This is a genomic window from Stenotrophomonas sp. TWI602 (assembly GCF_039674045.1).
Taxonomy (GTDB): Bacteria; Pseudomonadota; Gammaproteobacteria; order Xanthomonadales; family Xanthomonadaceae; genus Stenotrophomonas.
Genome location: NZ_JBDJMT010000003.1, coordinates 195,215 through 208,024 on the forward strand (window position 1 = coordinate 195,215; position 12,810 = coordinate 208,024).

General features: G+C 60.1%; 13 protein-coding genes. All 13 read left to right on the forward strand.

The window, feature by feature from the left end:
* The first annotated feature begins 33 nt into the window (after positions 1 to 33).
* The 13 genes from ABE483_RS05485 to ABE483_RS05545 all read left to right on the forward strand — a co-directional run bounded on the left by ABE483_RS05485 (position 34) and on the right by ABE483_RS05545 (position 12,763).
* Positions 34 to 849 carry a glycosyltransferase gene (locus ABE483_RS05485; RefSeq protein ID WP_346481297.1) on the forward strand — a complete coding sequence of 272 codons (816 nt, stop codon included), beginning with the start codon at positions 34 to 36 and terminating at the stop codon, positions 847 to 849.
* Positions 846 to 2,162 carry a polysaccharide pyruvyl transferase family protein gene (locus tag ABE483_RS05490; protein ID WP_346481298.1) on the forward strand — a complete coding sequence of 439 codons (1,317 nt, stop codon included), beginning with the start codon at positions 846 to 848 and terminating at the stop codon, positions 2,160 to 2,162. The genes ABE483_RS05485 and ABE483_RS05490 overlap by 4 nt, the downstream gene beginning before the upstream one ends.
* A complete protein-coding gene (locus ABE483_RS05495) occupies positions 2,159 to 3,271 on the forward strand; it encodes a glycosyltransferase (RefSeq protein WP_346481299.1) in 1,113 nt (370 codons plus the stop codon). The genes ABE483_RS05490 and ABE483_RS05495 overlap by 4 nt, the downstream gene beginning before the upstream one ends.
* Before the next feature lie 109 nt (positions 3,272 to 3,380).
* Positions 3,381 to 4,397, forward strand: a complete 1,017-nt coding sequence (locus ABE483_RS05500; protein WP_346481300.1) for an EpsG family protein — start codon at positions 3,381 to 3,383, stop codon at positions 4,395 to 4,397.
* Between the two features lie 9 nt (positions 4,398 to 4,406).
* A complete protein-coding gene (locus ABE483_RS05505) occupies positions 4,407 to 4,952 on the forward strand; it encodes an acyltransferase (RefSeq protein WP_346481301.1) in 546 nt (181 codons plus the stop codon).
* Between the two features lie 107 nt (positions 4,953 to 5,059).
* Complete coding sequence (galE, locus tag ABE483_RS05510; RefSeq protein WP_346481302.1) at positions 5,060 to 6,088, forward strand: UDP-glucose 4-epimerase GalE; 1,029 nt, start codon at positions 5,060 to 5,062, stop codon at positions 6,086 to 6,088.
* A 213-nt stretch (positions 6,089 to 6,301) separates the two neighbouring features.
* Positions 6,302 to 7,834: an aldehyde dehydrogenase family protein gene (locus ABE483_RS05515; protein ID WP_319623922.1), complete on the forward strand. Its 1,533-nt coding sequence runs from the start codon at positions 6,302 to 6,304 to the stop codon at positions 7,832 to 7,834.
* Positions 7,834 to 8,619 carry an SDR family oxidoreductase gene (locus ABE483_RS05520; RefSeq protein WP_313218108.1) on the forward strand — a complete coding sequence of 262 codons (786 nt, stop codon included), beginning with the start codon at positions 7,834 to 7,836 and terminating at the stop codon, positions 8,617 to 8,619. Before ABE483_RS05515 ends, ABE483_RS05520 begins: the two co-directional genes overlap by 1 nt.
* A 50-nt stretch (positions 8,620 to 8,669) precedes the next feature.
* Entirely contained in the window at positions 8,670 to 8,954 is a 285-nt protein-coding gene (locus ABE483_RS05525) for a DUF4190 domain-containing protein (protein WP_313212673.1), read from the forward strand.
* Between the two features lie 7 nt (positions 8,955 to 8,961).
* Entirely contained in the window at positions 8,962 to 9,732 is a 771-nt protein-coding gene (locus ABE483_RS05530) for a class I SAM-dependent methyltransferase (protein ID WP_346481303.1), read from the forward strand.
* Positions 9,733 to 9,741: 9 nt separating this feature from the next.
* Positions 9,742 to 10,797, forward strand: coding sequence for a quinone-dependent dihydroorotate dehydrogenase (locus ABE483_RS05535; RefSeq protein ID WP_313218104.1), 1,056 nt, complete (start codon positions 9,742 to 9,744; stop codon positions 10,795 to 10,797).
* A complete protein-coding gene (murB, locus tag ABE483_RS05540) occupies positions 10,794 to 11,843 on the forward strand; it encodes a UDP-N-acetylmuramate dehydrogenase (RefSeq protein ID WP_102788374.1) in 1,050 nt (349 codons plus the stop codon). The genes ABE483_RS05535 and murB overlap by 4 nt, the downstream gene beginning before the upstream one ends.
* Positions 11,844 to 11,875: 32 nt before the next feature.
* Positions 11,876 to 12,763, forward strand: a complete 888-nt coding sequence (locus ABE483_RS05545; protein WP_313219175.1) for a DMT family transporter — start codon at positions 11,876 to 11,878, stop codon at positions 12,761 to 12,763.
* The last annotated feature ends 47 nt before the right edge of the window (positions 12,764 to 12,810 follow it).

Sequence of the window (12,810 nt, forward strand, 5' to 3'; positions counted from 1 at the left end):
CTCCAGCGGCGGCAAGGGCAAATCGGGAGAAAGATGAATAACCCTCGTGTTTCGGTAATTATGGCGGAGTTCAATACCGCACCACACCACTTAGAGCAATCCATTAAAAGTATTGTCGAACAAACGTTTGATGACTTCGAATTGGTTATTGTTGATGATGGCGGGTGCAACGACGTCACGTCAATCGTCGCCGGCTTCAATGATAGGCGATTAAGGGTTATTGAAAATGGAGGAAACAAAGGGTTCGTATTCTCACTCAATGCAGCAATTCTTGCCGCAAAAGCAGATTACATCGTCCGCATGGATACCGACGATATTTCAGCTCCAGATCGCATTGAAAAACTGTACTCATTCCTGGTAAGCAACACTCAATACGCAGTCGCAGCATCATTGGCGGTAGAGTTCTCCGATGCTAGGGGTACCGGTCGCGTGCTAGGAACACCTGGGGAGAAGTCAGCCAAGCAACTTATGCGAGGCGACGCTCCTATTCACCCTTCCGTTATATTTCGCCGGCAGGACGTGGTTGATGTCGGCCTGTACGATGATTATCACCGAGCGGAGGATCTCGCGCTCTGGTGCAAGTTGGTCATTGCGGGCAAAAGAATCCATGTGCTTGACGACATTCTTCTGGACTATCGAGTCAACCCATCAGATTTCAAGAAGCGATCCCTTCGCAATAGGCGTGGCGAGATAAGGGCCCGACTGAAGTACTACCCGATGCTTGGCGGAAGCGCCTACGACTATCTCTTCATCGCCAAGTCCATCCTGGCGGGTCTGTTACCAGTTAACGTTGTAATTGCAATTCGCAATCGATTTGTGCTCGGCCAAAAGAAGGACCTTGTTTCGTGAAACACGACTCGCAGCTGGACAGTTACATGGACGCTAAATGGAACATTAAGCGCGTAGTAGCAGAAGAATCACTCTCTATGCTCGAGAAACGTCGCTCGATCAAGGCGCTGTTGACTGGCCTCAGTGAATCAGGCCACCCGAGCGCACGGAACCTTGGCACCAAAGGAAGAGTCTACGCCTTTCTGTTCAGACATCGACTTGCAACCGTCGTTTTGGGCCTGGAGCTAGCTTTGGCGCACGGAATCAAAGGATGCCTACCAACGGGGCTGACGAACCATCTACGTTACCGCCTTATGTCTCCGAAAGGCATTGACGCAATCCATAGAACAGGCAAAACGGCTTTTGTGTTTATGGTTCCGGATCTCGGCAACCTAGGTGACTTGGCGATAGGCGTTGCGCAGAAGACGTTCTTGCAAGATTACTTGAAAGGGTATTCTGTCGTTGAGATCCCACACGGTGACACCTATGAGGCGGCTCGCTTTGTAAAGAGGCAAGCTCAAGACGAGGATGTCATTTTCCTCACTGGCGGCGGCAACCTCGGCACTCTTTACAGAGACGCAGAGTTGCAGCGCCGATTTCTTATTGCGACCTTCCCCCACAACAAGATCATCCAGTTCCCGCAGTCAATGTTCTTTGAGCGGACCCGAGCTGGTGAGCGCTTCTTAGAACAGTCAATTGCAATCTATAGCAAACATCCGGACTTGACGCTAATCGCACGCGACAAGCCAACGTTGGATCTCATGCTTGAGAACTTTCCAAGAAACAGAGTCAGATTGTGCCCAGATACAGTGCTTCATCTTTCGCCTATTGAATGTCACGCACGTCGAGAAGACCAGATCACACTCTCAATTCGACGGGATATCGAATCAAATCTATCTAGCGCGCAGATCGAGGGCATTGAAATGATCGCCCGAGACCTTCGGATGAAGGTAGAGTTCCGCGATACAAATGTCGACAATCTTCATCACGCACTCTCTGATCGCATGCCGGTGCTTGATGACATATGGCAAACTTATATGCGCTCAAAGATCGTGATTACCGACCGACTGCACGGAGTGATCTTCTGTGCAATCACTGGCACACCCTGCGTTGCAGTTAACAACAGTAATGGCAAGGTCGGAAATCTTATTCGCACCTGGCTTTCGTGCGCCCCGTACATTGTCTCCATCGCCGAAGCTGATTCGGACTCTTTGCGTAAAGAGCTAGACACTCTTCTCCTTCGATATCCAGATGGGGCTAAACCAGTCGAATTAAAGGAAGAATTCCAGAGCATGCTTAGCGTGATCATGGAAAAAGAGCGTGCGGCCCCATGAATTCCGTCGTACACGTGGTCGAGGCCACCGCTACCGGCACTCTTTCAATGGTTTGCACCGCCGCCAACTTGATGGCAGATAAAGGCTGGCAGGTTCATGTTATCTATTCCCTGAGACCTGAGACACCGGAAGATCTGAGCTCAATGTTTCACGAGGCAGTCAAGCTCCAGCGCATTGACATGTCCGCTGGTGCTGCGCTCTCGGGGGGGGCAAATCTTCGCCGGGCGCTGATCGCCATCGACCCTGATGTCATCCATCTACATTCATCTTTCGCTGGGTTCATTGGTCGACTTGCCACCGTCGGTGCGGTTCGCCGAGCGCGAATTTTTTATAGCCCCCATTGCATCTCAATGATGCGGAAGGATGCTGGAAAGAAGGTCTATGTGTACGCTCTGCTCGAGCGAATTGCTGCGATCAAGCCAGCGACCTATCTCGCCTGCTCTGAAAGTGAGCGCGATTCCATCCGCCGTTGGCTTGGCGTAGATGCCAAGTTGCTGGAGAACGCTGTCGAAGTGCAGAACACCTCTTCCCCGCACGCCCTCCAATCCTCGCCTAGGAAGCCGGGAGCCAGGACCATTACAACAATAGGCGGTATTCGAACGCAGAAGAATCCCGCTCTATTCGCTGAGATTGCAACCCACTGTAAAGCTCGTGGGCTGAACGTTAATTTCGTGTGGATTGGTGATGGCGAGCCGGAGCTGGTCAAGGTCCTTCATGATGCTGGAGTTGACGTGACAGGCTGGATGCACAAGACGAACGTGTATGGAATACTTGCGTCCAGTGACATATATCTCTCGACAGCGAGCTGGGAAGGACTGCCCGTATCCATAATTGAAGCAATGGCATGTGGCCTGTTAACGCTAGCAACTACTTGTGAAGGCAATAGAGACGTGGTTGTACATGGAATAACTGGACTCCTGTTCAACAACGGTCTCCAAGGCGCAGATTTGATTGAGGATATCATTACAAGGCGACTTGACCCTTCCGAGATGATAAAGAACGCAAAGGACGAGACAAAAGCCCGCTTCTCCATTCAGCGTTTCTCCGAAGAGCTTCTACTGGCCTATTGCCCGACACTCACGAATTCAGTGACTTCCGATGGGAACTGACGCAGCAATACTCCTGGCACTTCCAATTATCTTTGGGACACTGATGCTGTGCCTTTTGGCAACAAGGGAACCCGCGTACTCAAATCAAAAAAGCGGAAGCAAGCAATTGATGATGCTTTTGCTCCTTGTAGCACCAGTATTCATTTACGGCTTTTCCCTTGTAGCCATGCGATCACTGGATGCAGGCAACGACACGCCACGTTATGTGAGCACTTACAACCAGCTTAATGGACTAAGCACATCGGTTAGCGTTGGAATTCGGACCTACGGAAACACGGAGTTTCTTTGGTGGCCATTGCAGAGTGTAATTAAGCCATTTCTCTCCCCGCGTGGGTGGCTGATCACGAACTACCTCTTGGTTTTTTACTTCGTTGGAATGTACTACAAGAAATCCGCGCGAACTTTAGGGGTGAATGCACAGGTTTTTGCGCTGGTCTTCCTGACGTTCTTCTTGATTTACTCAGGAAACATCATGAGGCAGGCCTTGGCGGTTCCGATTGGGGCATTGGGCTTCTGGCTTTTCTATCAACGCCGCTTCTTGTTTGCCAGCCTCGCCATTGCCATCTCTATTGGCCTTCATTGGTCATGCTTGGTATTTCTGACGGCGCCCGCCCTCCTTCTTCCATTTTTTAATCGGGATCGCGTCTACCTCCTGATCCCGCTGCTGTCGCTTGCCCTCTCTATTCTGTCATCGCAAATCATTGGAGATCTGGTTAATGCCCTCGGCGTCGCCCAAATCTCGGACAAGTTCAACCTATATTTTTCCGCCGACCACCAGTCCCATATTGGCGCTGTATGGAAGACAGCAAACTTCTGGATCTGCACCCTGTCGTCATTTACATTTCTATTAGTCAGCAAACCGTCACTTCACGCAGATAAATCCATCCATATTTACAGCCTCCTATTTCTCTCACTCGTCTTATTTGGCGTCAACACGGCGGATTTTTCTGAGAGATACATACCCTTCCTACTTCTAGTGCTCCCCCTCCAGATCGCGGCAATCATAAATAGTGTGAACGCACCCGCAGTCATTAAGAGCCTTGCGTATTTCGGGTTCTTTCTAGTCCTAGCCGGATTGGTATTCTTCGCCGAAAGCTCGCAGTACACCCTTGGCTACACAATATAGGCAGCAATGATGGCATATAAATTGATAAGGGCGCTGGAGATTATAATCGCCGCCGCAAAGATGATTGCCTTTAGGATTGCTTACGGTGGCGCGGTCCAAGGCCCCATCTCCGCATTCGGCCGAGGCCTTAGCATAAAGATCCGAGCCGGCGGAAAGGTTTGCCATGGCCAAATAAACTGCCGCAGGAACCTATCAATATTCTGTGATGGCGGCCTACTTTCTATTGGTGACGGGGTATTTTTCAATAATGATTGCTCATTGAATTGCATGGGGCTCATCCAGATAGATGATGGGACAATTTTTGGGGAGGGAGTCAAAATTTATGACCATGATCACTCCTTTTCTGCCAGCGGACTCCCAATGAAAGACTCGTTCAATGTCGAGAAAGTTCAAATTGGAAAGAATTGCTGGATTGGATCGAATGTAGTGATTCTGAAAGGTGTGAGTATCTGCGACGGGGTGACTATCGGCGCGGGCTCAGTGGTTACGAAATCAATCTCGGAAGCGGGGATTTACGTGGCAAGAGAACAGGCTCGCCTTATCAGGGTAACCTAAACTCTCGATACAACAAAACGCCCTTCACGCGCCCAGTTAAAATAGCGATTTCTCTCGACTGGCGCCGGCTGGCGTCAGACACATTCCACGGATTATGGAGACGGTTTTTGAGTACAAATAGCATTCTCGTTTGCGGCGGCGCAGGCTATATCGGTAGCCACATGGCTCAGTGGCTGAATGACAACGGCCAAACTGTAACTGTCTTGGATAATCTCTCCACCGGACATCGCGAAGCGGTTCGCTGGGGAGAGTTCGTGCAAGCGGACTTGCTTGATCCCGAATCGCTTGAAGTAGCGTTTAATGGGCGACAGTTCGATGCCGTCATGCACTTCTGTGCGAGGTCATTGGTCGGCGAGTCCGTCACGGAGCCTTATGGATACTACGCAAACAACGTGACTGGCACACTTAACCTCTTGGAAGCCATGCGCCGTCACGATGTGAGAAAGCTGGTGTTTTCGTCGACTGCAGCGGTGTTCGGCAACCCCGTTGCAGATGTGATCGACGAGGCGCACCCCAACGCGCCAATCAATCCTTATGGCGCCAGCAAGCTCATGGCTGAGCGTTTCCTGGCTGACGCGGCGCACGCCTACGGCCTGCGCTCAGTGGCCCTGCGTTACTTCAATGCCGCGGGCGCCCTGCCCGACCACGGTATTGGTGAAGCTCACGCCTGTGAGACGCACTTGATCCCCAACGTTCTGCGGGCGGCACTGGGTCAAGGACCATCCCTTAGGATCTTCGGCGACGACTACGACACGCCGGACGGCACCTGTGTTCGTGACTATGTCCACGTCCAAGACCTCGCTCAGGCACATGCATTGGCGCTGGATTTCATGGATCGAAATGAGGGTGCACACACCTTCAATCTGGGCAACGGCCAAGGCTTCTCGGTCCACGATGTGATCGCCACGGCAGCATCGGTGGCCGGCGCTTCAATTCCTTATGAAGTGGCGGCGCGCCGCGCCGGAGACCCCGCTCGCCTGGTTGCATCAAGTGCCAAAGCCCGGGAGCAGCTTGGGTGGCAGCCCCGCTGGACCGAACTAGCGCCGATCATCGAGAGCGCCTGGCGCTGGCACCGCGATCAGCCGACCTGGTCTCCCCACTACGCGCCTGCAGGTCACTCCTGCCAGATCGCCTGAATGACTCAGGTCCTCGAGCCAACGCTCGATCTGCCTTGACCGCTCCAACCTGATTTGGGTCGCCCGCCGCCGCGGGCGGCGCCGCGAACAGATGGTCTGCTGCACGGCCAGATAAGGCATTGCCCCCCCTCTGTTACCATTCGGGGTTCAGCTTGCCGCCCCCCACCCTGCCAGCGGCCAGCGCCTTACAAACGCAACGCAACAGGAGTTTGCATGTCCTCTGACCTGCTCAAGGCCCTCGGCCTCGACGCGACCAACGCTGGCACCTACCTTGGCAACGGCGAATGGTCCTCGGCCACCGATGCCGGTGTGATTACCCCGGTGAACCCGACCACCGGCGAAGCCATCGCCAAGGTCTACGCGACCACCGACGCCGACTACGAAACCATCGTCGCCCGCGCCCAGGAGGCCTTCAAGGTCTGGCGCACCACCCCGGCCCCGCGCCGTGGCGAAGCCGTGCGCCTGTGTGGCGAAGCCCTGCGCGCCAACAAGGACGCCCTGGGCTCCCTGGTCGCGCTGGAAATGGGCAAGAGCAAGCCCGAGGGCGATGGCGAAGTGCAGGAGATGATCGACATCGCCGATTTCGCCGTGGGCCAGAGCCGCATGCTCTATGGCTACACCATGCATTCCGAGCGCCCGGGCCACCGCATGTATGAGCAGTACCAGCCGCTGGGCCTGGTCGGCATCATCAGTGCGTTCAACTTCCCGGTCGCGGTGTGGGCCTGGAACTCGTTCCTGGCCACGATCTGCGGCGACATCTGCCTGTGGAAGCCGTCCAACAAGACGCCGCTGACCGCGATCGCCTCCATGCGCATCTGCAATGAGGCGCTGCGCGACGGTGGCTTCCCGGACCTGTTCTTCCTGATCAACGATGCCGGCACCGAACTGTCGCAGAAGATGGTGGCCGACAAGCGCGTGCCGCTGATCAGCTTCACCGGCTCCACCCAGGTGGGCCGCCAGGTCGCCGAAAAGGTCGCCCACCGCCTGGGTCGCTGCCTGCTGGAGCTGGGCGGCAACAACGCCATCATCCTGGACGAAACCGCCGATCTGAAGCTGGCGATCCCGGGCATCGTGTTCGGCGCGGTCGGCACCGCCGGCCAGCGCTGCACCACCACGCGCCGGCTGATCGTGCACGAATCCATCCATGACGACGTACTGGCCACGCTGATCAAGGCGTACAAGCAGGTGGAAGGCAAGATCGGCGATCCGACCGACCCGGCCAACCTGATGGGCCCGCTCAACAGCGACGGCGCCGTGCAGCAGTTCCTGGCCTCGATCGAGAAGGCCAAGGCCAGCGGCGGCACCGTGCAGACCGGCGGTACCCGCATCGACCGCGCCGGCAACTTCGTGCTGCCGGCCATCGTGACCGGCCTGAAGAACAGCGACGAGGTCGTCCAGCACGAGACCTTCGCCCCGATCCTGTACGTGATGAAGTACAGCACGCTGGACGAGGCGATCGACATGCAGAACGGCGTGCCGCAGGGCCTGTCTTCCTCGATCTTCACCACCAACCTGAAAACCGCCGAGCGCTTCCTGTCGGCAGCCGGTTCGGATTGCGGCATCGCCAACGTCAACATCGGCACCTCGGGTGCGGAGATCGGCGGTGCGTTCGGCGGCGAGAAGGACACTGGCGGTGGCCGTGAGTCCGGCTCGGATGCCTGGAAGGTCTACATGCGCCGCCAGACCAACACCATCAACTACTCCGACTCGCTGCCGCTGGCCCAGGGCATCAAGTTCGACCTGTGATGGATCCCGTGCCCCACCTGCCGGCCGGCCCGCGCCTGGAGTTCACCGGGCGCCGGGTGCTGATTGCCGGTGGCAGCAAGGGCATCGGGCGCGCCATGGCGCTGGCGTTTGCTTCGGCAGGCGCCCGCGTCTCGGTCTGCGCACGCGGTGAGGCCGGTCTGGCCGCGCTGCGTGAGGATGCCGGGGCGCTCGGCTTGGCCGTGCATACGGTCAGTGCCGACCTCTCCCGGCTGGACGACATCGGCCGCTGGCTGGCCGATGCTGCGCAGGCCTTGGGCGGCATCGACGTGCTGGTCAACAACGCGACTGGTTATGGCATGGCCGACGATGAGGCGGGCTGGGAGGCCAGCTTGAACGTCGACCTGATGTCGGCGGTGCGTGCCTCGCGGCTGGCGCTGCCCTGGCTGCAACAGTCCAGCGATGCCTGCATTCTCAACCTGGCTTCGATCGCCGCCCAGCAGCCGCGCCCGGGTGGCGCACCGTATGCGGCGGCCAAGGCCGCGCTGATGCATTACACCACCTCGCAGGCCCTGGCCCTTGCGCCGCAACGAATCCGCGTCAATGCCATCGCCCCGGGCTCGATCGAGTTCGAGGACGGGCTGTGGGCGCGCCGGCGCGAACAGGACCCGGCGCTGTATCGAAACACCCTGGCGAAGATTCCGTTCGGTCGCTTCGGCGAGCCGGCGGCCGTCGCCAACGCCGCGTTGTTCCTGTGCTCGCCACTGGCGGGCTGGATCACCGGGCACACCTTGAATGTCGATGGTGGCCAGGTCCTGATGGGATAAAACCGCCGCTGGCCCTATCATCGAACCACCCCACCGCGACCAGGACCTGCATGAGCCTTCCGCCCCGACAAACCAGCGCCATGGCCGTGGTCAGCCTGATCATGGGCATCCTCGGCTGGACCGCCCTGCCCTTCATCGGCAGCGTCGCGGCGATCATCACCGGCCACCTGGCCCGCGCCGAGATCCGCCGCCGCCCGCTGGAGCTGGAAGGCGACGGCATGGCCTTGGCCGGCCTGATCCTGGGCTGGATCATCGTGATCGGCAGTCTGCTTGCCCTGGTGGTGGTGCTGTTGTTCTTCGGCGGACTGGCCTGGTTTGCCGCTACCCAATCGTGAGGTGCACATGAGCCGCTCGGATTCGACCGAACGCTTCAGCAGTCGGGTGGCCGATTACGTCCGCTACCGACCCGACTATCTCCCGGCATTGCTGGATTGGCTGCACCAGGACATCGGTGTACCTGCCGAGACCCTGGTCGCCGACATCGGCGCCGGCACCGGCATTTCCACCCGGCTGTTTCTGGCCGCTGGCCACCCGGTCATCGCGGTGGAGCCGAACGCGGCCATGCGCGAGGCGGCCGAGCAGCTGCTGGCGCCGGACTATCTGCGCCTGAAGGTCGCCGACGGCACCGCCGAGGCCACCGGCCTGGCCGACAACAGCGTGGGCCTGGTTGCTGCAGCGCAGGCCTTCCACTGGTTTGACACCACCGCGGTGCGCCGCGAATGGGCGCGCATCCTGCAGCCCGAAGGCATGGCGCTGGTGTTCTGGAACTCGCGTCTGCTCGATGCCTCGCCGTTCCTGATCGGCTACGAACAGTTGCTGCTGGAGTTCGGCACCGACTACACCGAGGTTGCCGAGCGCTACCAGGACGATGACACCATGCGCGCGTGGTTCGGCGAAGGCCTGCGCGGCATGGCCCGCCTGCCGAACGTGCAGCGCATGGACTACGACGGCCTGCGCGGGCGCCTGTTGTCCTCTTCCTATGCACCGCAGGCCGGCCACCCGCGCCACGCGGCGATGCTCGATGCACTGCAACAGCTGTTCGACGCCCATGCGGTGGACGGCCAGATTGCCTTTGAATACCAAACCCGTGCCTTTGTCGGCACGCTGGACTGATTGAACGCCATGTACTCGCTTGCCCGCCCCTTCCTGTTCGCCCTTGATGCAGAACGCGCCCACGGCCTTGGCCTGAGCGCGCTGGACCTGGCCTATCGCACCGGCACCACGCCGCTGATGGGCCGCCGCATCGACCCGCTGCCGACCACCGCGTTCGGATTGAGTTTCCCGAATCCCGTGGGCCTGGCCGCCGGCCTGGACAAGAACGGCGAGCACATCGATGCGCTGCTGGCCCTGGGCTTCGGCTTCGTGGAGATCGGCACGATCACCCCGCGCCCGCAGGCGGGCAACCCGAAGCCGCGGCTGTTCCGGCTGCCGGACCACCAGGCCATCATCAATCGCATGGGCTTCAACAACCTGGGCGTGGATGCACTGGTCCGCAATGTCGAGCGCGCCAAGCGCCGCACCGGCCTGCTCGGCATCAACATCGGCAAGAACAAGGACACCCCCAACGAGCAGGCGTTCGACGATTACCAGCACTGCCTGCAGAAGGTGTATCCGCTGGCCGACTACATCACCGTCAACATCTCCTCGCCGAACACCGCCGGCCTGCGCGAGCTGCAGGAGGAGACCGCGCTGCGCCAGCTGATTTCGCAGCTGCGCGAAAGCCAGGAAAGCCTGGCCGCCCAGCACGGCAGGCGCGTGCCGATGCTGGTCAAGGTGGCCCCGGACCTGAGCGACCGCGACATTGATGCCGCCGCGCGCGTGCTCGGTGAGCTCAAGGTGGACGGCGTGATCGCCACCAACACCACCATCGACCGCAGTGCGGTGGCCGGTGACCCGCGGGCGAACGAAGCCGGCGGCCTGTCCGGTGCGCCACTGCTGGGCCAGTCGACCCTGGTGCTGCGCCGCCTGCGTGCACGCCTGCCCGAGTCGATGCCGTTGATCGGCGTGGGCGGCATTCAATCCGGCGCGGATGCGGTGGCCAAGATGGCGGCCGGCGCCGCACTGGTGCAGTGCTACAGCGGCCTGATCTTCCGTGGCCCGGAGCTGGTGCATGACTGCGTGGAGGCGATCCGCCGCCGCAGAGAGGCGCCCAGCCGCGGCGCGGTGGCACCACTGTGAACGACGCCATGACTGCCTGGGCCATCACTGAAAACGCCTCGCTGAAGGCGCTCAACACCTTCCACGTCGACGCCACGGCAGCGCAGCTGCTGGAGGTGTTCGATCCCTCCGTATTGCCGGAGGTGCTGGCCCTGCCACGCGTCGCAGAGCAGCCGCTGCTGGTGCTGGGCAGCGGCAGCAATGTGCTGATCGCCGACAACGTGGAAGGCACCGTGCTGGTGTTCGCCAACCGCGGCATCGAGATCCTGGAGCACCGCGCCGACCACACCATCGTGCGCGCCGGTGCCGGCGTGAACTGGCATGGGCTGGTGATGTGGTCGCTGCAGAACGGCCTCTCCGGCCTGGAGAACCTGGCCTTGATCCCCGGCACTGCCGGCGCCTCACCGATCCAGAACATCGGCGCCTATGGCGCGCAGGTCGGCGAGTTCATCCAGGCCGTGGATGCCTGGGACCGACACGAAAACGACTGGGTGCGCTTCGATGCGGAAGGCTGCCAGTTCGCCTACCGCGACAGCATCTTCAAGCACGACCCGGACCGTTACCTGATCACCGCGATCGAACTGCGGCTGCCGCTGCTGCATGGCCTGCGCCTGGGCTATGCCGGGATCGCCGAAGAAATGGAGGCGATGGGCGTTGAACTGCCGGTGGCCGCCGATGTGGCCAACGCGGTGATCAACATCCGCCGCCGCAAGCTGCCCGATCCGGACGTGCTCGGCAATGCGGGCAGCTTCTTCAAGAACCCGATCCTGCCACTGGAACAGGTGGAGGTGCTGCTGCAGCACTTCCCCGAGCTGCCGGTGTTCCCGGCCGACGACGACAGCCGCCGCAAGATCTCCGCTGCCTGGATGATCGAAAGCTGCGGCTGGAAGGGCTATCGCGATGGCGATGCCGGCGTGGCGCCAAGCCATGCGCTGGTACTGGTCAACCATGGCCAGGCCACCGGTGAAGAACTGCTCGCGCTGGCGCGGCGGATCTCCGCCTCGGTCCTGGAGAAGTTCGGCGTGCCGATCGAACCGGAGCCCAGGCTGATCGGCGCACAGTGGTGAACCCCGCCCCCGCGTTACCGGTGGCCACGCCGCTGCGGGCCGCCTTGCTGATGCTCGGCAGTACCTTGGCCTTCGGCCTGATGGCGATTGCGATCCGCTACGCCACCCGGTACGTGCCGACCCAGGAAGTTGCGTTCTTCCGCAACGCCTTCGGCCTGCTGGCGCTGCTGCCGATGCTGATCCGTCCCGGCAGTGCACCGCTGAAGACGCAGCAGCTGCCGCGCTACTTCCTGCGCAGTGCGATCGGGCTGGCCTCGATGCTGTGCGCGTTCTGGGCGATCGGGCATCTGCCGATCTCCCAGGCGATCTCGCTCTCCTACTCCACGCCGCTGTTCGTCACCATCGCTGCCGTGCTGTGGCTGGGCGAAACCGTGCGCATGCGCCGCTGGGCGGCGGTGATCATCGGCTTCATCGGCGTGCTGATCATCGTGCGTCCGGGCTCGACCAGCTTCACCCCCGGCACCCTGGTCGCCGTGGGCGCCGCGGTGCTGAGTTCGCTGGTGGCGATCCAGATCAAGCAGCTCACCCGCGTGGACAGTGCCGATACGGTGGTGTTCTACACCTATGTGTTCTGGGTGCCGCTGTCGCTGGTGCCCGCGCTGTTCGTATGGGTCTGGCCGACCGGCCTGGCGTGGGTCTGGCTGGTCGCGACCGGCGTGCTCGGCACGCTGGGCCAGCTGCTGTGGACCCGTGCGCTGCGCCTGGGCGAGGTCTCCGCATTGACCCCGATCAGCTTCATGCAGCTGCCGCTGGTGAGCCTGTTGGGCTGGCTGCTGTTCAATGAAGCGCTGGACCGCTGGACCGTGATCGGCGCCGGCATCATCCTCGGCGCCAACGCCTACATCGCCCACCGCGAAGCGACGCTGGCACGGCGGGCAAAATCACAGGCAGTCACAGCGGCCGCCAAGCCGGGGGAATAGCCCCCCGCATGGGGTGATGCGGGGCCCGGAGCAGTCGGCCACGCACG

Excerpts from the sequence above, each read along its gene's own strand:
- ABE483_RS05505 (WP_346481301.1), top strand. The coding sequence starts at position 4,407 with ATGGCATATAAATTGATAAGGGCGCTGGAGATTATAATCGCCGCCGCA.
- ABE483_RS05535 (WP_313218104.1), top strand. The coding sequence starts at position 9,742 with ATGTACTCGCTTGCCCGCCCCTTCCTGTTCGCCCTTGATGCAGAACGC.
- ABE483_RS05520 (WP_313218108.1), top strand. The coding sequence starts at position 7,834 with ATGGATCCCGTGCCCCACCTGCCGGCCGGCCCGCGCCTGGAGTTCACC.
- ABE483_RS05515 (WP_319623922.1), top strand. The coding sequence starts at position 6,302 with ATGTCCTCTGACCTGCTCAAGGCCCTCGGCCTCGACGCGACCAACGCT.
- ABE483_RS05485 (WP_346481297.1), top strand. The coding sequence starts at position 34 with ATGAATAACCCTCGTGTTTCGGTAATTATGGCGGAGTTCAATACCGCA.
- ABE483_RS05525 (WP_313212673.1), top strand. The coding sequence starts at position 8,670 with ATGAGCCTTCCGCCCCGACAAACCAGCGCCATGGCCGTGGTCAGCCTG.
- ABE483_RS05530 (WP_346481303.1), top strand. The coding sequence starts at position 8,962 with ATGAGCCGCTCGGATTCGACCGAACGCTTCAGCAGTCGGGTGGCCGAT.
- ABE483_RS05500 (WP_346481300.1), top strand. The coding sequence starts at position 3,381 with ATGATGCTTTTGCTCCTTGTAGCACCAGTATTCATTTACGGCTTTTCC.
- ABE483_RS05495 (WP_346481299.1), top strand. The coding sequence starts at position 2,159 with ATGAATTCCGTCGTACACGTGGTCGAGGCCACCGCTACCGGCACTCTT.